The organism is Chitinophaga sp. NPDC101104 (assembly GCF_050277495.1).
Lineage (GTDB): Bacteria > Bacteroidota > Bacteroidia > Chitinophagales > Chitinophagaceae > Chitinophaga.
Genome location: NZ_JBNNSF010000001.1, coordinates 95,443 through 115,724 on the forward strand (window position 1 = coordinate 95,443; position 20,282 = coordinate 115,724).

The 20,282-nt window shown below is 54.5% G+C and carries 16 protein-coding genes and 1 tRNA gene; 7 read left to right on the forward strand and 10 right to left on the reverse strand.

Annotated elements, in window-relative coordinates; genetic code table 11:
• Positions 1-176 precede the first annotated feature (176 nt).
• Genes ACQKLP_RS00415 through ACQKLP_RS00430 form a run of 4 tightly spaced genes read right to left on the reverse strand, consistent with a single transcriptional unit; the run spans position 177 to position 4,616 of the window.
• Positions 177-1,586: a Gfo/Idh/MocA family protein gene (locus tag ACQKLP_RS00415; protein WP_427319010.1), complete on the reverse strand. Its 1,410-nt coding sequence runs from the start codon at positions 1,584-1,586 to the stop codon at positions 177-179.
• A gap of 21 nt (positions 1,587-1,607) precedes the next feature.
• Positions 1,608-2,363 (reverse strand): SDR family NAD(P)-dependent oxidoreductase, encoded by a 756-nt coding sequence (locus ACQKLP_RS00420; protein WP_427319012.1) that lies wholly within the window; start codon positions 2,361-2,363, stop codon positions 1,608-1,610.
• Between the two features lie 5 nt (positions 2,364-2,368).
• Positions 2,369-3,745, reverse strand: a complete 1,377-nt coding sequence (locus ACQKLP_RS00425) for a putative oxidoreductase C-terminal domain-containing protein (protein ID WP_427319014.1) — start codon at positions 3,743-3,745, stop codon at positions 2,369-2,371.
• Between the two features lie 10 nt (positions 3,746-3,755).
• A complete protein-coding gene (locus ACQKLP_RS00430) occupies positions 3,756-4,616 on the reverse strand; it encodes a ThuA domain-containing protein (protein WP_427319016.1) in 861 nt (286 codons plus the stop codon).
• A 370-nt stretch (positions 4,617-4,986) separates the two neighbouring features.
• Between ACQKLP_RS00430 and ACQKLP_RS00435 the strand changes: the two genes are divergently transcribed.
• The gene (locus ACQKLP_RS00435) at positions 4,987-5,802 is read left to right on the forward strand and encodes a hypothetical protein (protein WP_427319018.1); all 816 of its coding nucleotides are present in this window, start codon (positions 4,987-4,989) and stop codon (positions 5,800-5,802) included.
• Between the two features lie 326 nt (positions 5,803-6,128).
• Here the strand turns inward: ACQKLP_RS00435 and ACQKLP_RS00440 are convergent.
• The 3 genes from ACQKLP_RS00440 to recQ all read right to left on the reverse strand — a co-directional run bounded on the left by ACQKLP_RS00440 (position 6,129) and on the right by recQ (position 9,229).
• A tRNA-Phe gene (locus ACQKLP_RS00440) sits at positions 6,129-6,201 on the reverse strand.
• A 69-nt stretch (positions 6,202-6,270) separates the two neighbouring features.
• Positions 6,271-7,038 carry a DUF3050 domain-containing protein gene (locus tag ACQKLP_RS00445; RefSeq protein WP_427319020.1) on the reverse strand — a complete coding sequence of 256 codons (768 nt, stop codon included), beginning with the start codon at positions 7,036-7,038 and terminating at the stop codon, positions 6,271-6,273.
• Entirely contained in the window at positions 7,028-9,229 is a 2,202-nt protein-coding gene (gene recQ, locus ACQKLP_RS00450) for a DNA helicase RecQ (RefSeq protein ID WP_427319022.1), read from the reverse strand. Before recQ ends, ACQKLP_RS00445 begins: the two co-directional genes overlap by 11 nt.
• Before the next feature lie 176 nt (positions 9,230-9,405).
• Between recQ and ACQKLP_RS00455 the strand changes: the two genes are divergently transcribed.
• Together ACQKLP_RS00455 and ACQKLP_RS00460 are read left to right on the forward strand one after the other, a co-directional pair.
• Positions 9,406-10,380: a KpsF/GutQ family sugar-phosphate isomerase gene (locus ACQKLP_RS00455; protein ID WP_427319024.1), complete on the forward strand. Its 975-nt coding sequence runs from the start codon at positions 9,406-9,408 to the stop codon at positions 10,378-10,380.
• 3 nt (positions 10,381-10,383) lie between these two features.
• Entirely contained in the window at positions 10,384-11,475 is a 1,092-nt protein-coding gene (locus ACQKLP_RS00460) for a mannose-1-phosphate guanylyltransferase (protein WP_427319026.1), read from the forward strand.
• A 68-nt stretch (positions 11,476-11,543) separates the two neighbouring features.
• Here the strand turns inward: ACQKLP_RS00460 and ACQKLP_RS00465 are convergent, their stop codons facing one another.
• From ACQKLP_RS00465 to ACQKLP_RS00475, 3 genes are all read right to left on the reverse strand, one after another.
• Positions 11,544-12,215 carry a carbonic anhydrase family protein gene (locus tag ACQKLP_RS00465; protein WP_423736980.1) on the reverse strand — a complete coding sequence of 224 codons (672 nt, stop codon included), beginning with the start codon at positions 12,213-12,215 and terminating at the stop codon, positions 11,544-11,546.
• Positions 12,216-12,232: 17 nt separating this feature from the next.
• Positions 12,233-13,879 carry a SulP family inorganic anion transporter gene (locus ACQKLP_RS00470; protein ID WP_427319028.1) on the reverse strand — a complete coding sequence of 549 codons (1,647 nt, stop codon included), beginning with the start codon at positions 13,877-13,879 and terminating at the stop codon, positions 12,233-12,235.
• A gap of 257 nt (positions 13,880-14,136) precedes the next feature.
• Entirely contained in the window at positions 14,137-14,436 is a 300-nt protein-coding gene (locus ACQKLP_RS00475) for a hypothetical protein (RefSeq protein ID WP_427319030.1), read from the reverse strand.
• Between the two features lie 393 nt (positions 14,437-14,829).
• Here ACQKLP_RS00475 and ACQKLP_RS00480 point away from each other — a divergent pair, with 393 nt between their 5' ends.
• The 4 genes from ACQKLP_RS00480 to ACQKLP_RS00495 all read left to right on the forward strand — a co-directional run bounded on the left by ACQKLP_RS00480 (position 14,830) and on the right by ACQKLP_RS00495 (position 20,264).
• Positions 14,830-15,144, forward strand: coding sequence for a PadR family transcriptional regulator (locus ACQKLP_RS00480; protein WP_427319032.1), 315 nt, complete (start codon positions 14,830-14,832; stop codon positions 15,142-15,144).
• A gap of 34 nt (positions 15,145-15,178) precedes the next feature.
• Positions 15,179-16,957, forward strand: a complete 1,779-nt coding sequence (locus ACQKLP_RS00485; RefSeq protein ID WP_427319034.1) for a PspC domain-containing protein — start codon at positions 15,179-15,181, stop codon at positions 16,955-16,957.
• Between the two features lie 176 nt (positions 16,958-17,133).
• On the forward strand, positions 17,134-19,260 hold the full coding sequence (gene feoB, locus ACQKLP_RS00490; protein WP_427319036.1) for a ferrous iron transport protein B: 2,127 nt from the start codon (positions 17,134-17,136) through the stop codon (positions 19,258-19,260).
• Between the two features lie 113 nt (positions 19,261-19,373).
• Positions 19,374-20,264: a M20/M25/M40 family metallo-hydrolase gene (locus ACQKLP_RS00495; RefSeq protein ID WP_427319038.1), complete on the forward strand. Its 891-nt coding sequence runs from the start codon at positions 19,374-19,376 to the stop codon at positions 20,262-20,264.
• The last annotated feature ends 18 nt before the right edge of the window (positions 20,265-20,282 follow it).

Here is a 20,282-nt window from a genome sequence, read left to right on the forward strand (position 1 = left end):
TCCGAAAATAAGAAAAAGCCGCTTGTTGGAAAGGGGGCCCGGAATAATTAGGCTGCAGCGGCTTCGGTCCGGCGCCTGAAGAAACCAGACATGCGGTTCCCGCCGGTTGTAAGCGGCCGGATTTTCTGTTTTTTGCAAACAACATAAAAAAAGGCGGCCGGAGCCGCCTTCGAATATCAGTCGAGCAGATACGGCCAGCGTTGCGGCCGAGTGAGTGTGGCATTGGCTTCGTCGTCGTTTTGGAAACGTTCTTTCACCGGGTCCCAGAAAAGTTTGCGTTTCAGTTTCATGGCGGTGTGGTTGAGCAGGCAAACCGTACAGGCGCGGTGCCCCACTTCGATCGGCGTGATCGGTTGCCGGCGCGAACGAACGGCTTCCAGCCAGTTGCCGTGATGGTCGAGACTGTCTACGAACCGGATTTCGTTTTCGCCGATGATCGAGGAAAGGATTTTGGGATCGGAAGCGTCGAGGGCTTTGCTGTTTTTCGCCTGGCCGGCGGGGTCGTTGGCGGTTGCCGAATAATTTCCGCGGGAAACGAAAATCCATCCATCCGAGCCTACGAATTTCACACCGTTGGGATAGCTGTTGCTGGCGAGCACTTTCACGCCGTCTGCATAAATATTTTCCGACTGGAAAGGGCCGTGTACGTTCCAGAGGTTCCCGGCGGCGGGGAATTCCGCTTTCGCCGAAACCTCGATCGGGCCTGTGTATTCGTATCCCAATCCCCAGTTCACGATATCGAAATGATGCGCACCCCAGCCGGTGATCATGCCCGCGCCGAACTGTTCGCAGCGGAGCCATCCCGGCCGGCTGAAATCGTTCGTGGGATGCACGCGCTTAAGGGTATACGGCACAAAGGGCGTTTCTCCGAGCCAGGCTTCATAATTCAGTTCTGCGGGAACGGGCATTTCCTTTTCGGGTGTGCTCTGGGAGGGATCGTCGATGGGCAGGCCCACGTACACGGTATGTACTTTCCCGATCCGGCCGTTGCGCACCAGTTCGCAGGCTTTTTTGAACTGCGGCATGGAACGTTGCTGGCTGCCGATCTGGAGAATGCGCCCGGTTTTGTGGACCTCATTGCTGAGGTACCGCCCTTCCGAAATGGTGAGCGACGCGGGTTTTTGCATGTACACGTCTTTCCCCGCGCGCACCGCCGCCACGGCGGGGATCACGTGCCAGTGGTCTGGCGTGGAAATGATGACGGCATCGATGTCTTTATCGGCCAGGAGCTCCTGGTAATTGTGATAGGCCTTGACGCTGTTGTCTGCCTTCCCGGTTTTTTTCGTGTAGTAATCGTTGACGAATTTTTGCGCGCTGGCAAGGCGGTTGCTGTCGAGGTCGCAAACGGCCATGATGCGGGCGGCATCGTGTTTCCAGACGCCGGGCATATCGTGTTCTCGGGAGATGCGCCCGTTGCCGATGGCGCCTACGTTGATGCGGTTACTGGGTGCCAGTGGCCCGCTGATCACGTGTGCCGGAACGATCATCGGGATGTGCGCGAGGGCCACCGTGCCGGCAGCACCGGTGATCGCGTTTTTGAGGAAGTTCCGGCGCGATCTGCCGCCGGCGTTGTTTTTGGGTCGCATGTGGAATATGATTGAGGGTGATCAGAATCCGATGGAATTGCCGCCGTCTACCGCCAGGCTGGTCCCGGTAATGAAACCGGCCGCCGCCGAAGCGAGGAACACGGCGGCGAGGGCTACGTCTTTCGGTTTGCCTAATTTTTGCATGGGTGTTCGCCCCAGTACGCGGTTCTTCCGGTCGGGGTCATTATTCAACGCTTTGGCCGACATGTCTGTCTCGATAAAACCCGGTGCGATGCTGTTGATCCGTACGCCCTTGGCCGACCATTCCACCGCCATCGCCTTCGTCATCCCTTCCACCGCGGCTTTGGCGGCCGTGTAAGCGATCACTTTCGGGATGCCGTACTTCGCCGCCATGGAACTGATCATGATGATACTGCCCGATCGCCGCTCCGTCATCCGTCTCGCTACCTCGCGCGACAGTGCAAAAACGGCCTGCAGGTTAGTGCGGAGCACGGTTTCGAATTCGGTATCGGTCACGTCGAGCGCATCTTTTTTGAGATGGATGCCGGCGTTGTTGACGAGCACATCCAGCGGACCGTACGCCGATTCTATCCCGTCTACCAGGTCGGGGATCATATCCAGCTGCGCGAGGTCGCAAACGATGGTGCGCACATTTCCACCGATTTCGGCGGCGGCGGCATCGAGCACATCGGCACGCCGCCCGGCGATGATCACTTCGGCACCATATTCGGCGAAAGCGCGGGCAACGGCCAGCCCGAGACCGGAGCCGCCGCCCGTTATCAAGGCTCTTTTTCCTGACAGATCGAAGTCGTGCATGGTCATTATTTGATGATCTCTTTGGCCATCGCTTGTCCGGCGGTGGTCACGTAATATTTGGCGATCATGTTTTTCACTTCCCAGGCGGGAACGGCGCCGGCTTTGAGGAAACCGAGATAGCGCTGGAGCACTTCGGCAAAATGCGCTTCGTGGCCGGTTTTCAATTCCTGCGGGATGACGATATGGAATTCCTTGCCCCGCGCCTCCACCGAAATACCGGGATACTTCGTGGAAAGGCGCTTCACGGCTGCATCCAAAGTTGCGGCGAAGGCGGTATCGGCTGCGACGGGCTCCACGAACAGCTCAGGCTTCCAGGATTCCTCCGCGCCCTGGCGGATAACGATGTTGCTGCGGCTCCCACGCGCAATGGCGAAATGCGTATCGCCCCCGCCGGCAGGCGCTTCAAAATTCCAAAGTGCCGACAGGCGGACGTGGAAACCTTTCACGGTATAATCCACGGTTCCATTCGCGGCGATGCCGGCCACGGAGTCTTTCACGTAAGCCTGCAGGAATTCGGGGAACGTTTCTGCGCCGGTGATGGTGGAGAACTGCGCGAGCGTCAGCGGCGTTTTCCATTTCACGGCTTTGTTCAGCTGGATATCTTTCGTATAGTCGAGCGCGGTAGTATCGAACAGCATCCAGTGGGTAAGGTCTACGAGATGGGTGTTCACGTCTACGAGCGCATCGCCTTGCTGCGAGGGGTCGAAGAACCAGGTGGGCCGGCGGAGCGGTTTACCCGACACCATTTTATAGAAGTGGTGAATGCTTTCGATTTCGATGGCCGGTTTTTCCGGGGTGCCGGGCTGCATTTCCCCGAACACGGTAGCATCGCGGAGCAGCTCTTTCTGGAGGATATTCGTGATCTCGGAACGTTCGGTCATGATATCGTATAGTAGCACTTTGGCGGCACCGGCATCGGCGAAGCTTTTCCGCAGCGATGTAAAGTCCGCTTCGGTAATGGCCATGGGCTTGTCTGCCAGTACGTGCATACCTGCCTGAACGGCGGCATCGATGTAACGGGTTTTATCGTGGTTATTGCCGGCGAGTACCACTACGGAACCTTTGCGCTCGGATTTTAATTTTTCCAGCCAGTCGGCCCCGGAGTAGACTTCTTCTTTCCAGTGTGTGGGATCGGTGGGCCGTTCATTATACTGTTTGATGAGATTGAGGTGGGCTTCCAGCTCGGGGCCCTGCGGAGCATATACATGCACGACGCTGTCGATTCCCGGCGTGGCGGTTTTTTGGACGAGCGCGGCGTGGAAGTGGCCGGGCGCGAGGGTGATCAGGTGAACCATATCTTGCGCTTCTTTCGGTTGGCCGGGCTGGCAGGCTGCCATGAGCAGCGAGGCGCCCAGCAGGTAACTGTAACGGTATTGTTTCATGTTGCTCATATTAACGTTGATAATCGACCGGTGTTCCGGGCGATGTGGCGTATGCTTTGGACGGGTTGCGGCGGGCCGTTTGGCCGACCAGCCAGTGGAGCCCCTGGTAAAGGTGGTTCACGAAAACGGGATCGGTGTAGTCGCGCTTGTGGTGCCCTAAGGATGTGAACCAAACAAAGCCGCCGTCGAAACGTTGGTACCAGGCGGCGGGATAATAATTCCCGAACGAGCCTTGGTTTTTCGTGAGTACGGTATCGTTCACGTCTTGCAGGCTTTTGACGTCGTGGGCGAGAATGGGATGGATGCCGCCGTACATCTCTTTCGAGAAATAGCATTCGTCTTCGCGCTCCCAGACCTTCGGCACGTCTTTCAGGGAAGGGTGCGCCGGGTCTACCGCTACCACGCGGAACCGCTGGAATTTGGCGTGCCAGGCGAAGGTGCCGCCGATCATCCGTTTGAACCAGTCCCACTTCCGTTCTGTGCCGATGGCGGAATGCACGCCCATGAACCCGCCACCCGACTGGATGTACCGCATGAGCGCCACTTTCTGCGCGTCGGTGTCGAACACGTCGTTATTGGTGGAAGTAAAAACCAGCGCGTCGTATTGGGCGAGGCGGGATTCGGAGAATACGGAAGCGTCGTCCGTCACGTCCACCGCGAATCCATGATCGGCGCCCATTTTTTGGAAAGCGGCGGCTGCGTCGGGGATATTGTCGTGGACGTATCCTTTCCCGTTTTTGGTGAAAACGAGCACTTTCTTTTGTTTCCAGTTCACGGAGCCTTGCGGGGCACGTTGGGATGCGCAGGCGGTGAGGAGGAACAGGCAGCTTATCAACAAAATCCCCCGGGCGGGGAAGCTTTTTACTTTCATAAGAGATTGATTGACTGTGGAATTCGCGGAGGGGAATGCCCCTTTGCCTAAAAATAGGCAACCCATCGGCGGTTTCCAACCCGAAGTGCCCTTTTACCGCCGGAAAGCCCGTTTACAACGTTTGAAGGAGGGACGAGCGGGGATTATGTCCAACCGGAAATCCATTCATTGCGGAATCCGGCGTTATTTTTCTTATTTTCAGGGGAAGGAATTCCATCAATAAAAGCAACTTCCTTCCCCCGAACCTTTACCCGAATACCATATGTTCCGCATCCCGATTGCCTTCATCCTCTTATTTTCCACATTTTCAGCTTTCGCACAAAACTATCCGGTCGAGGATTTTTCGCCGTACAATGAAATGTTCCGACGAATGAAAGTACAATCTGTCACGGAGAGCTATTACGGAATGACGACCGTCCGTACCTATGATAAGAAGGGCCTTCTGATCAGCTCCGGGGATCCGGAGGGAGACAGCAGCGGAAGTATCACCCGGTATATTTACGTCCAAAAAGGTGACACGCTTTTCTGCGGAAATCCAGCGAATGGACCGGTGCCGGGACGGCCTTATTATGTGTTTTCGAGGAAAGGCCGCTTGCTGGAATGCGGCAGTACGGAAGTAGCGGCCTGGCTCCATCGGTTCCCGGAATTCGACACCACGCTTTTCGTGCGGCATATCAAACGCAGCTTCCGGTACGACAAACACGGCCGTATCACCAGCCAGCAGGTGTTCCAGAATACCGATCATAAATTGGTGGAATACCTGGAGGGCAATGTGCCCCAGCCTGCGTTGGCCCTCATCCAGGAATATTTTTATACGTACGGTAAGAAAGGAAAACTGCTACTTCGGAAGGAATCGATCGGAAATCCCATGTGGCTGAAGGTCGATAGTTTTTATTACGGCAGGAATGGCCAAATATCCCGGATCGTGCAGTGGCAGGATGAAGGGCTTATCGGCTGCATGTTGGAGCGTAATATCCGGACGGAATGGTTGATGCGTGGGAACGGGAATGTGAGGACGGTGATTGAAACATCCATGTTTGAAAGAGGGGAACTGTTTATCATCAATGAGGAAACAACACAGGAAACTTACCTGCGGCCCGGAGGATTATTAACCGGGATCACCAGTATCCGGAAAGACGGAACAACTATTGAACAGCGGACGCTGAAGTATACCTTTTACCCCTGATGATAAAAAAGCTCCCCGGAAGGGAAGCCTTTGTTATTTTCATCATTTTCAGTAGTTATTAGAACGTGTTTTGCGGGTAATGAGAAATTAGCCCTTCCCGCGGCGCTAAAAATATCGCGCCGGTGCTTGTCTGGGCGTCAAGGAGGTAAATTGGAAACTGGTACAGCGGATGCGCCTGTACCGCAGCGGCGGTTTGCGGGCAAACAGCTGTTGATCCTGTCTGCAAATTTGCGGGATCGGAAGTGGGGGAACAATACTTAAAAATGAGTAGGGAAATGGATGGGGCACAAAAAAAAGAGACCATCTTTCGATGATCTCTTTTTCCGTGGTGTGAGCCGGGATCGAACCGGCGACACATGGATTTTCAGTCCATTGCTCTACCAACTGAGCTACCGCACCAACTTTTTTTGTTACCCTTTGTCTGAAGGGGAATGCAAAAGTAGGATATTTCTTGAAAATTCCAAAGAATTACTCGAAAATTTCTGCTTTGGCATTGATCCCGTTCCACAACTTATTTCTCCACTCCAGCGCTTTCGCAGCATAGGCGGCACTTTCCGACCATTTCTCCGGATCGTTCCCGCACAATTCTTCCACCATTTTTTCCGCGAGCTTGCTGTGATGATCGCCGTCTACTTCGATATGGCGCTCGAGGTAATAAATGAAAATGTCGAATTTTCCGGGGAACTGTTCGTTCAGGTCTTTCACCAATGCGTAGAACATATCGGGAATAAGATCTTCTCTTCCGAAAGTGAAAACGGCCGCCATGATGTGCGGTTTATCGGTAGCGATCACTTCAAAGGTAAACTCAAGGAATCCTTTTACGGACGGCGGAAAACCCTCCAGCAAAGCGCTCAACGTTTGCCCGCCGCGAATCCCCGCCAGCAGGCTATTGATCCTTTTCGTATCGGCTCCGGCCTGCTCCATCGCCTGGATGTACAGTTCGAAGTGGCTGCAGTGCATGGTACCGGTAACGTCTACGTCGCTTTCCTCGCCGGTCACGATTTCGTTGATGAGGAACCGCGTTTCGGGAGAGCCCACTGGCACCCAGGGCGTTGTCACACAAGTGAGCGCACGCTGCAGTCCTTTCAGCAGGCTCATGAAATCCCATACGGCAAATACATGGTGCTCCATGAACCGGCGCACGTCTTCGATCGACTGCAACTGTCCGTACAGCGGGTGTGTCACGATCTGCGCGCGAACACCGGCGATCTCTTTCTTTACTTCATTAATTCCCATAAACCACTAAAAACTTGATACGCATTAATTTCAACTGTTCGATCGAATAGTTGCCTTCTTCCAGTTCTTCCTTCGCCAGCGCCAGGCTCGAGGTTTCGCAGCCTTTGAAATATTCCAGGATCTCGTCTTGCGCGTAATCGTCCAGCTCTTCGTCGATGCAGTAGTCGAGGTTCAGCTTGGTACCGCTGGCCACGATGGTCTCCATTTCGTCGAGCAGTTCGGAATACGACAGTTCCTTGTTGCGGGCGATGGTTTCGAGGGGCATTTTCTTGTCGATGTTCTGAATGATGAACACCTTCAGCCCGCTCTTGTTCACGACGGATTTCAGCACGAAGTCGTCCGGCTTCACGATATCGTTCTCTTCCACGAATTTGGCGATAACGTCGATGAACTGTTTGCCGTAGCGGATGGCCTTTCCCTTGCTCACGCCCTGGATCTTTTCCAGTTCCTGGGTGGTGGTGGGGAATTGGGTGGCCATATCTTCGAGCGAAGTTTCGAGGAAGATGACGAACGGCGGCAGGTTCTTTTCGCGAGCAACCTTCTTGCGGAGGTCTTTGAGCATTTCGAACAGCACGGGGTCGGCAGTGGGCTGCGGTTCCGCGGCGGCGTTCTCTTCTTCTTCGGCCGCTTCCTCTTCGAACTGGTGGTTGAGAGCCACGTGGATGAGGTACGGCTTTTTCATGAATTTCCGGCCTTTCTCGGTGATCTTCAAAAGCCCGTATTCTTCGATATCCTTTTCAATAAGCCCTTCCAGCATCATCTGGCGGAGGAGCGAATTCCAGAAATGGGCGTCGAACTCCTTCCCTTCCCCGAACACGTCCAGCTTATCGTGCCGGAAAGTGGTGATCTGGGGATTGGATTTGCCGGTGATGATATTCACGACGTAATCGGTACCGAATCGCTCTTCGAGGGAGGAAATGGCTTTGAGGGCGATCACGACGCGGTTCTTGACTTCGATCTTTTCTTTCGGATTGCGGCAGTTGTCGCATTTACCGCAGTCTTCGGTGTCGTATTTCTCACCGAAGTAATGCAGGATCACTTTGCGGCGGCAAACGGCGCTTTCGGCGTAAGCCACGGTTTCGTTGATGAGCTGTGCGCCCATTTCGCGCTCGGAAAGGGGCTTGTCGCGCATGAGGTGCTCCAGTTTCTGCACGTCCTGGTAGGAATAGAAGCAGATACAGTTGCCTTCGAGGCCATCGCGGCCGGCGCGCCCGGTTTCCTGGTAATAGTTTTCCAGCGATTTGGGGATGTTGTAGTGGATAACGAAGCGGACGTCCGGCTTGTCGATCCCCATCCCGAAGGCGATGGTGGCCACGATCACTTCACATTCCTCAAGGAGGAACATATCCTGCCGCTGCGCGCGGGTGGTGGCGTCGAGGCCGGCATGGTAGGCTACGGCTTTGATGCCGTTGGCCACGAGCATATCTGCGAGCTCTTCCGTGGTTTTACGGTTGAGGGTGTAGATGATGCCGGATTTGCCTTTATGCTGGTGAATGAACTTGACGATTTCCTTGATGGTCTGCTCCTTTTTGCGCTTCGGGCGGATCTCGTAATAGAGGTTCGGGCGGTTGAAGGAGGAGATAAAGATTTCGGGGGAACGGAGCTCCAGGTTTTTGACGATATCGCTCTGCACCTTAGGCGTGGCCGTGGCGGTGAGGGCGATGATGGGCAGGTTGGGACTGATCATTTCGATCATTTCCCTTAACCGCCGGTATTCCGGACGGAAATCGTGTCCCCATTCGGAGATACAGTGCGCCTCGTCCACAGCGATGAAGGAAATCTCCAGTTCGCGGAAGAAGTCGATATTTTCCTGTTTCGTGAGCGTTTCGGGCGCTACGTAAAGCATTTTTGTTTTGCCGGACTGCAGGTCTGTACGAACTTTCTTGATCTGCGCTTTCGTCAGGGTGGAGTTCAGGAAGTGGGCCACGTTGTCTTTGCTGCTGTAGGAACGGACCAGGTCTACCTGGTTTTTCATCAGCGCGATCAGCGGGCTTACTATGAGCGCAACTCCGGGGCTCATCAGGGCCGGCAGTTGGTAGCAAAGCGATTTGCCGCCGCCGGTTGGCATGATCACGAATGTATCTTTTCCGGAAAGTATGCTTTTAATAATTTTCTCCTGATTCCCTTTGAAAGAATCAAACCCAAAATGTTCGTGTAATGCATCCAACAAACTTACCTTTGCAACAGCCATCACATTTAATTTAGTTAGATCCGAGTATATGCAGCGAAAAAACGCTGACGATAGATGAAATATTATTGATATATAATTTTGGGGGACACGAAATTACTTAAAAAACCCCGTTGTGTCAATATAATTTACAGGATCGTGGGGCTTGGGTAAAAAATTGATAAATTTGTGTTTGTCGCATGAAACAGAAGACAACGGTTAATATTCGGGAAACAGGGATCAGGACGATCAGGCTGGAATCTTCGGCGATCGGGAGCCTGGAACAGTACATCAATGCGGATTTCGAGCGTGTGGTGGAGCTGATGGCGGCCTGTACCGGGCGTGTGGTGATCACGGGCATCGGCAAAAGCGCTATAATAGCGCAGAAGATCGTGGCCACGTTCAATTCTACGGGTACGCCGGCTTTGTTCATGCATGCGGCAGACGCCATCCATGGCGATCTGGGGATGATCACCCCGGACGATGTGGTGGTGGTCATTTCGAAAAGCGGGGAATCCCCCGAGATAAAGGTCCTCGTCCCCCTCGTCCGCAACCTCGGCAACGTGCTCGTGGCGATCGTGGGCAAGGCGGATTCTTACCTCGCGCAATCGGCACATTTTGTGCTGAATACATATGTATCGCAGGAGGCCTGCCCCAATAACCTGGCCCCCACTTCCAGCACAACGGCCCAAATGGTGATGGGCGACGCCCTCGCCGTTTGCCTCATCGAGATGAAAGGCTTCACCGCCGAAGATTTCGCCCGGTTCCACCCCGGCGGCACCCTCGGCAAAAAGCTCTACCTCAAGGTGGGCGACCTCAGCCGCCAGCACCAGGTGCCCAAGGTAAGCCTCGGCAGCAGCCTCCGCGAAGTGATCGTGGAAATATCCTCCAAAATGCTGGGCGTCACCGGCGTTGTGGATGAAAATAACCAGCTCCGGGGCATCATCACCGATGGCGACCTCAGGCGTATGCTCGAAAAAAACATGAACGCCGCCGGCGTCACCGCGGCAGACATCATGAGCACACACCCGAAAACCATCGACGCCGATGAGCTCGCCGTCAATGCGCTGGATATGATGAGAACTTATGATATCACCCAATTGCTGGTCATGAAAGGTGATCAGTATCATGGAATTATACATTTACACGACTTAATCCGAGAAGGAATTATCTGAGAGATGACACCGTTGAATAACCATTTTTATGTGGCCATCATGGCCGGCGGAATCGGAAGCCGCTTCTGGCCTTACAGCCGCACGGATTATCCTAAACAATTCCTGGATATCCTCAATACAGGCAAGACCCTCCTGCAATGGACCTATGAACGGTTCACGCAGTTCATTCCGGAAGAAAATATTTACGTAGTAACTCACCATCACTACGCCGACACTGTGGCCAAGCAATTGCCCAATCTGCCGGTCGAAAACATCGTGAGCGAACCGTCGCGGAAAAATACCGCACCCTGTGTGGCATATATTTCCCACAAAATCCACAAGAAAGACCCCAAGGCCAGTATGATCTGCGCCCCGGCAGACCATCTTATCATGGACGCCACGTCTTTCACCAGCACTTGCCTCAACGCCCTCCTGTTCGCCCAGAAAAACAATGCCCTGCTCACCCTCGGCATCAAGCCCACCCGGCCAGACACCGGCTACGGGTACATCCAGTACGAAACGGAACAGGTGGCCGACAATGTCTACAAGGTGAAAACCTTCACCGAAAAACCCAACCTGGAACTGGCCAAAACCTTCCTGAAAAGCGGCGACTTCCTCTGGAACGCGGGCATTTTCGTCTGGAACTCCAAATCCATCCTCCTGGCCCTGGCCGCTTATCTCCCCGAAATGGACGAACTGTTCGTGCAATCGGCCGGCGTGCTCAACACGGCAAAGGAAAAAGAAACGATCGAACGGATATATACCCAGTGCACCAATATTTCCATCGACTACGGTATTATGGAAAAAGCGGAAAACGTGTACGTGATCCCCTCCAACTTCGGCTGGAGCGACCTCGGCACCTGGGCCTCGGCTTACGAAAACCTGGAGAAGGATTACCTCGGCAACGCCGTGCAAGGCAAGAACGTGATGGTGATAGACGCCACCAAATGCATGGTGAAGGCGCCGAACGATAAGCTCGTGCTGCTGCAGGGGCTCGATGATATGATCGTGATCGACACGAACGATGTGCTGCTCATCTGCAAAAAGCAAAACGAACAGCAGATCAAGGAATACGTGGCCGAAGTGAAGCGTCACAAGGGCGACAAATTCATGTAAAGAAACATCAGGTCAAGACATAAAAAAAGCCGGAAGTGACTGCTCTTCCGGCTTTTGACTTTTCAGGGTCAGGCGGTTTTTTCTACAACCTGCAGCGGCTTTCCGATCCGCTTCGTGTGTTCATGAAAAGTAACGACACCTGTTTCGACATCATACATGGCTCCGATAATGCCTACTTCCCCGTTATCGATCATTTCTGCGAGAATGATGCTTTGCTCCAGGATGGCTTGCACCGAGCGGTCGGTGTGGATATTCGTAACGGCTTCCACGAATTCGTGGTTTTTTGAATTTCTGTTTTCCGTGATGGTTTTTTCCTGGAAAACGGCCGGGCGGATCTTGCCGAGCAGGCCGGTGAGGTTGCCCATTTCCACATGGTCGCACGCGCCCTTGATGGCACCGCAATGCGTGTGGCCCAGCACCACGATGAATTTGGACCCCGCAACCTTGCAGGCGTATTCGAGGCTGCCGAGCACGTTGTCGGACACTACTGCGCCGGCGAGGCGGATGCTGAAGATGTCGCCCAGGCCCTGGTCGAAGATGAGCTCGGCGGAAGTGCGGGAGTCCATACAGCTCACGATCGCCGCAACCGGCCACTGTCCTTCTTTCGTATCGTTGACCATACCGAGCAGGTTGCGGTTGATGCGCAGGTTGCTCACGAAGCGGTCGTTCCCCTCTTTGAGGATTTCCAGCGCCATTTCGGGCGTAGTATTGCTTTGGGAGAGTTTATTGTGTGTTCTCATTTTCAGGATCATTTTTTTTAATTAACTGATAGTTCTTTCAATAATTCCTTGTGGGTGCCTTGTGAGTGAGACACGACCACCTGTGGTTCTTTCTCTCCGTCCATGAAGAGATGGTCGGTATTATTCACTTTATAAGCGTCTTTAAAACCGCGCAGCACCACCTTGATCTGCTTTTGCGGCGCCTTGATCTGCGCGAATTCACGGATGATGTCGAGCACGTCCTGGTCGATGTACAGCGTTTTGGCCGCGTCGATGATCACGGTGCTCTTGACGGGCATTTTATCCAGCGTGAGCAGGATGTTGGCTTTGTTGAGGAAGGAAACTTCCTGCGTGAGCTCGAGCACGAACATATCGCCGGTGCGGTATTTTTCCTTGCGGAAGAAATACGGGCTTTTCATGTTGCCCCAGAGGAGGAACAGCACGCTCACGCCCAGGCCGATGGCCACGCCCACGAGCAGGTCCGTCATCACGATCGTAACCACGGTTACCACGAAGGGGATCCATTGGTATTTGCCTTTGGCGAACATTTGCTTGAAGATGGCGGGTTTGCACAGCTTGAAACCGGTTACCAGCAGCACGGCTGCGAGGGTAGACAGCGGGATCATGTTGAGCAGTGTGGGGATGAGGGCCGCACAAACGAGCAGCAGCAGGCCATGTGAAATGGTGGCGATCTTGGTGCGGCCGCCGGCGTTGATGTTGGCGGAAGAACGGACGATCACCGAAGTCACGGGCAAGCCGCCGATAAGGCCGCTGACCATGTTGCCGAGGCCCTGGGCGCGCAGTTCGCGGTTGGGGTCCGAGTAACGTTTCAGCGGGTCGAGCTTGTCTGTTGCCTCGAGGTTCAGCAAGGTCTCGATGGAAGCTACCACGGCGATGGTGATCGCAACGGTGATAACGTCGGCATTGAGAATCTTGCTGAAGTCGGGCAATGTGAACTGGCCGGCGAATTCGCTTGCGGAAGCGGCAACGGGGAGCGAAACCAGGTGGCTTTGCTCCAGGGCCAGCGTGGAGCCGGAGGCGATAAACAGGGCATTGAGGCCGATGCCGGCGAGCACGGCCACAAGCGGAGCCGGGATGGCTTTCAGTTTGGGGATTTTCTGCCAGTACAGCAGGATCGCGATGGAAATCGCGGTGATGATCACTGCCCCCAACTGTATATGATTAATGGTGCTCAGGATGGAGGTGAAAGTATTCTCCCCATCGTGTTGGATGAAAGCAAGTTCCCCTTCTGCATGCTCGTCGTACCCGAAAGCATGGGGGATCTGTTTTAAGACGATGATGATACCGATAGCGGTGAGCATACCGGTAATAACGTTAGACGGAAAATAGTTGGCGATGACCCCCGCGCGGATGAGCCCCAGCAGGAACTGGATGGCGCCTGCCAGTACCACGGCGAGGAGGAAAGCTTCGAATGCGCCCAGTTTGCCGATGGCGGTGAGCACGATAGCGGTGAGGCCTGCGGCCGGGCCGCTGACGCTCAGGTTGGAGCCGGAAAAGAAACCTACGACGATGCCACCCACGATACCCGCGATGAGGCCGGAAAACAGGGGCGCGCCGGAAGCCAGGGCGATGCCGAGGCAAAGGGGCACCGCGATCAGGAATACCACCAGCCCCGCAGAGAGGTCGCCTTTCATATTGGACGTAGCAGGAATTTGCTTGCTCATGTAGCGTTGATTTTATACGGACCAACGGCATCGCGCAGGCCGGCCGGGCTGCAGTCATTAAAGCCATGCCGGAATGCTGGTCGCCAGAACCGCGGGCCCGTTCCGATCACCACCGTACATCCACCGCCCGCGGAGCAGCACATGAACGGAAACGTCGAACAGCCTCAGGATGGCTTTGCAATGCGTCGTCCGTGGAGAGAAAATAAAAAATGAAAAGTCAAATGCGCCATGCCCGGAACGGGTGGCGCGAACGGCAATTAAGCAAGCACGTTCGGAGGAGGGGTCTGGATCTCCTGCACAGGACCGGCAGGAACGTCTTCCAATAAACGGTAAGTGTAAGAAGTTAGGAACAATGCCGGGTCCATCGCGGTTTCATCATCGCCATATTTATGGCAATTCAGATCGGCCAGCAGTTTGACACCGCCTTTAGCCCCGCAGCTCCCTTCGACGTGTTCCTCTACAATCTGGTTATTAAACAATAGTTTCCCCACTTCCTTGATAGGAAGCACCTGAATGCACATCAGGCTGATTAGGAAAACACTGATTAATTTTTTCATGAATTGTAAGTTTCACACTCCAATGTGGAGCAAAAATAACCCCGGCAATCCATAAATTCTATTTTTCCGGGTCAAAAAAATGTTAAATAACCGGTAAGCTGCTATAAATCTGCAACTTACGGTTTAATAATAGCCATATAGCCCATCCCGCCCATTTACCGTTCATCATTTTCCCTTCCTTCCCTCCCCTACCCCAATTCCACCCATAAATCAAACTAAATCAGGTAGTTATACGGAAAATACCGGTAATGTTCTTCGCCAGTTATTTTGCATTAAAGGGTATTGTGTATTGCATAGTAGTAAATTGTTTGTATCTTTGAATCGTCAAGCTGAAAGTATCAGCCCAACATCAAAAGCTCACTTGCCATGAATATAGATAACACACAATCACAGATGAGAAAAGGGGTGCTCGAATTCTGCATCCTGTCCATCATCAAGCAAGGCGAGGCTTATCCTTCAGACATTATCGAAAAAATGAAAGAAGCGAAGCTGGATATCCTGGAAGGGACGTTATATCCGCTTCTGACACGCCTCAAGAACGCGGAATTGCTCACCTACCGCTGGGTGGAAAGCAGCTCCGGCCCCCCGCGCAAATATTTCTCCATGACCGATAAAGGGGAATCCTTTTATAAAGTTTTGGAGGCCACCTGGAACGAACTGGCCAACGCCGTTCACCAACTCACCCAGCAACCGGAATCAAATCAGTAAATACCCATCCAAAACCTAAAAACCAGATTCAGAGATGAAAAAGATTATCAACATAAACCTCTCCAGCCGCCTGATTCCCATCGAGGACTCGGCCTACGAGCTGCTCAGGCAGTATCTGGACAGCCTGAAGCGATATTTCTCGCAGGAAGAGGGGGCAGACGAGATCGTGAGCGATATCGAAAGCCGCATCGCCGAAGTGTTCCAGGATAAAATCCGCAAAGGCGCGCATTGCATTACCGACCAGGACGTGATCGATATCAAGGCATCCATGGGCACGCCCGAGCAGTTCGGCGACGAGCAGCCTGCCAACGGCAACGCTTCTTCGTCCCAATCGCAACAGCAAAGCCAGCAACAGGCGTTCGACCCGTATATCCGCCCCCGTAAACGCTTCTACCGCGATTCCGACCACAAGGTGATCGGCGGCGTTTGCTCCGGCCTGGCGGCGTATTTCCGCATCGACCCCGTGATCATGCGCATCCTCTTCGTCATCACAGCCCTCTTCTGGGGTGGCGGTATCCTCGTATACCTCATCCTCTGGTTTGCCACGCCCGAAGCGGACACCGCCGCCGAAAAACTGGAAATGCGGGGGGAGCGTGTAGACGTCAACAATATTAAAGCGACCGTTCAGGAAGAAATGAACCAGATCCGCGCCCGCATGGAAAGAATGGGGGACGATGTGCGAAATTTTTCCACGGGCCGCGGGAAACAGTTCGGTAGAGATGCCGGTTCTGCGATAGAGTCGTTCTTCCGGGGGCTGGGTAACGCCATCGCCTGGATCGCCAAGGGGTTTTTCGTCTTCTTCGGCTTCGTTCTGCTCTTCGTGTTGGTAGTGGGGCTGATCGCCGCTGCCTCCTTTTCCGCGGTCCTGCTGCCGATCAAACACCTCATTTTCGCCGATGGCACCCAAACGATGCTTTTCTGGCCCACGGTTGCCCTGCTGATCGGTATCCCCATCCTCGGGCTCATCCTTTTCCTCGTGCGCAAGATCACCGGTAACCGGATGCCGAACAAATACGCCGGCATGACGCTCGGCTTCTTCTGGATCCTCGGCATCGTATGCGCCGTTTCCCTCGCCGTATCCGTTTCCCGCGATTTCACCACCGAAAACGGGATCCGCGAAGAGATTTCCATCCAGCAGCCTTCCAACGGCAGGCTCATCATCTCCCGCGCCGATGAATTGCTCGATATCGACGACCACTTTATGTTCGACGATCATGTGCGCATCTCCGACGACACCGTGGTGATCGGGCACATCGTCATCAACATCGAAAAAAGCCTGGACGATAAATTCAGCGTGGCCGTAGCGAAGAAATCCAAAGGCCGCACCAGCGCCGAAGCCCGCAAACTGGCCAGCCAGATCCAGTTCCAGTTTTCCCAGCGCGACTCGGTCCTGTTCCTGCCCAGCGGATTTTCCATCCCCCGCGATTCAAAATACCGCCTCCAACGGGTTTACCTCACGGTATTCGTTCCCACAGGCAAGGAAGTGATCGTTGACCGGGAAGCGCGCAACCACTTCATTTTCGACGGCTACCGCCGCGGCCGCTGGTGGGATGAAGGGCACGATTGGGATGAAAACGAACGTATGGAGTTGAAAATGAAGGAGAACGGTGACTGGGAAAGAAGGGATCTGCCGCCGGCCCCGGGGTCTGACCGCCAGTTCCGCGACTCCCTCGACCGCAACTACCGCTACCAGGGCCCCGACCGCGATAATCCGCAACCCGAAAGGAAAACGGATTCCGTTCAGCCCGCCAAAACCACCGCAGCGAACCGGTTTGTCGGTTTCCTGTTCAGCCTACCGAAACCCATCGCATAAGATATAGCAATTCGTCACAATAAGTTTAGTTTCTAAAACCTGAGAGACCGCGGTGTTTACCGCGGTTTTTTCATTTTCGGAAAGCGCCGCCTGTCCTATTTTTCCCGATCCGATCATTGCCCTCCCTATTTAATTGCTAGTTTTGCATATTCAAAAAACCGGAGGATCAGATAAGGATGAAGGCACCCATCAACATTGCGCTGGTCGGCAACCCGAACAGCGGCAAAAGCTCGCTCTTTAACGCGCTGACAGGATTAAACCAGAAAGTAGGCAACTTCCCCGGCGTTACCGTCGACAAAAAAACCGGCAGCGCCCGCATTTCGCCGACGCTGGAGGCGAACATCATCGACCTGCCCGGTACTTACTCCCTGTACCCGAAAAGCGCGGACGAATATGTGACGTACGACGTGCTCCTCCAACCCGATAATGCCGACCGCCCCGATATGGTCATCATCATCGCCGACGCATCCAACCTCAAGCGCAATCTCCTCTTCTGCTCCCAGATCATCGACCTGAAAATGCCCGTGATCATCGGGCTCACCATGATGGACATCGCCAAGAAAAAAGGCATCGAGATCGATCTGGCCGGGCTGGAACGTGAGCTGGGCGTGCCGGTAGTGGCCATCAACCCGCGCAAGAACAAGGGCTTGCAACCCCTGAAAAAGAATATCGAGCTCGTGGCGCAGGAGAAATTCGTTGTCCCCGCCCGGGAATTCATCGAAAACCGTTTGCTCGCCCCGGCGGTGATAGACGGTGTGAAGCAGATTTTCCCCGTTTCCAGCGACTACGCGGCGCTGCACGTGGCCGCCAATCACGACGAGCTGACTTTCATCCCCGAAACACAGCAACGCGGTTTGCGCGAACTGCTGAAAGCGCAAAACTTCAACAAAACGAAAGTGCAGGCGGAAGAGATCATGCAGCGATACGCCCGCATCAAACATATCATGAACATCACGGTGGTGGAAACCGACCCCCTCCAGCAGCAACTCCAGACGGAAAGGATCGATAACATCCTCCTGCACCGCGTTTGGGGCTACCTCATCCTGCTGGGCGTGCTGTTCCTCCTTTTCCAAAGCATCTTCTGGCTCGCCTCCTACCCCATGGACCTCATCGAAGCCGGCTTCGGCTCCCTGGGCGGATGGCTGACGGGCGTGCTGCCAGACAATAACTGGACAGACCTCCTGGTGAACGGCATCGTGGCCGGCCTTGGCGGCATCGCGGTGTTCATTCCGCAGATCGCGATACTTTTCGGGTTGATCACCATCCTCGAAGATACCGGCTACATGGCCCGCATCAGCTTCCTCACAGACCGGCTCATGCGCCAGGTGGGGCTGAACGGGAAATCCGTCATGCCCCTCATTTCAGGCGTGGCATGTGCCGTTCCCGCCATCATGGCCGCGCGCAACATCGAGAACCGCAAAGAGCGCCTGATCACCATCATGATCACCCCGCTCATGAGCTGCTCGGCCAGGCTGCCCATTTATACGATCATGATCGCCCTCGTCATCCCCGACGTACCGGTGCTCGGCATCTTCAACCTGCAGGGCCTCGCCATGATGGTGCTGTACCTGCTCGGGTTCGTGATGGCGTTCGTCGTGGCGGCTGTTATGAAGCTTTTCATCAAAATAAAGGAGAAAAGCTACTTCATCATGGAACTCCCCGTATACCGCGCCCCCCGCTGGAAAAACGTGGGCACCACCATGATCGAGAAAGCGAAAATATTTGTCACCGACGCAGGTAAAGTCATCATGGTGATCTCGGTAATATTGTGGGCCCTGGCGTCTTACGGTCCGTCGGGAAAAATGGACGCCGTTCACAAGGAATATGAAGCGCAGATCGCCGCTGCGACAGACAGTGCCGCCATCGAACAACTGAACCGCGACTTTTCTTCCGCCAAACTCGCCAACAGCTACGCCGGGATCCTTGGTCATGCCATCGAACCGGTGGTGAAACCGCTGGGGTACGATTGGAAAATCGGCATCGCGCTGATCACATCCTTCGCCGCGCGCGAAGTGTTCGTTGGCACCATGGCCACGCTGTACAGTGTAGGCGACGCCGAAGAAAGCGACGCCACGCTGCGTGAGAAAATGGCCATGGCAAAATGGCCCGACGGCCGGCCCGTGTACACCCTGGCCACGGGGCTTTCGCTCATGATCTTCTACGCCTTCGCCATGCAATGCATGAGCACGCTCGCCATTGTAAAGCGCGAAACCAAAAGCTGGAAATACCCCCTCATCCAGTTCGTGTACATGACCCTGCTCGCCTACGTCTGCAGCTGGGGCGTGTTCCACCTTTTCCAATAACAATGCATCCAAACATAGCAAAGCCGGCGCCTTATCGGGCAGCCGGCTTTTTTGTGCCAACTGCGCAGGTTTAGCAGGCGTTATTGCCTACATTTGGGTAAATACGAAACCAGATGAAGACACTCCTGACGCTGATATGCTGCGCAGCATTGGCCCCGGCTGCCATGGCACAGGTAGATTCCGTTCAGTTGCTGAAAGACGTGGAAACCCTCAGCGCCGACAAGTTCATGGGCCGCCAGACGGGCTCCAGAGGCAACCGGATGGCGCAGTTTTACCTCCTCGACCGTTTCAAAAAAGCAGGTATCCAGCCCTGGGCAGGCACTTACGAACAACCGTTCTATTTCACGAGCGGCGACAAGCGCATCATGGGCACCAACCTCTTCGGATATATCCCCGGCAAAACCGACAGCGTGATCGTTATATCCGCTCATTACGACCACGTAGGCGTGGGGCCCGGCAACGGGACAGACAGTATTTTCAACGGGGCAGACGATAACGCGTCTGGCGTAGCGGCCATCCTGGGCATTGCGGCCTGGTTCGCCAAACATCCGCCGCGCCACACCCTTATTTTCGCGGCGTTCGACGGGGAGGAAATGGGGCTCCGCGGCGCAAGGGATTTCGTGTCGCGCCCGCCCGTTCCCCTGAAGAAAATCAAAGCCAATATCAACCTCGATATGGTAAGCCGCAATGGTAAAAATGAATTGTACGCCTGCGGAACGTTTCAGAATCCCCACCTCAAACCCGCCATCACCGCCGCCGCCGCCAATTCGAAGATCAAACTGCTCACGGGGCACGACCGGCCCGACGAGGGCAGCCAGAACTGGACCAACCAGAGCGACCAGGGTGCGTTCCATGCACAGCAGGTGCCGTTTATTTATTTCGGGGTGGAAGATCATGAAGATTACCACAAGGTCAGCGACGAATTTTCCCGCATCCAGCCGTCGTTTTTTTACCAGGCGGCCAATACGGTACTCGATGTCCTGAAATGGATCGACCAGCAATAAAGAAAAAGGCGCCGTATC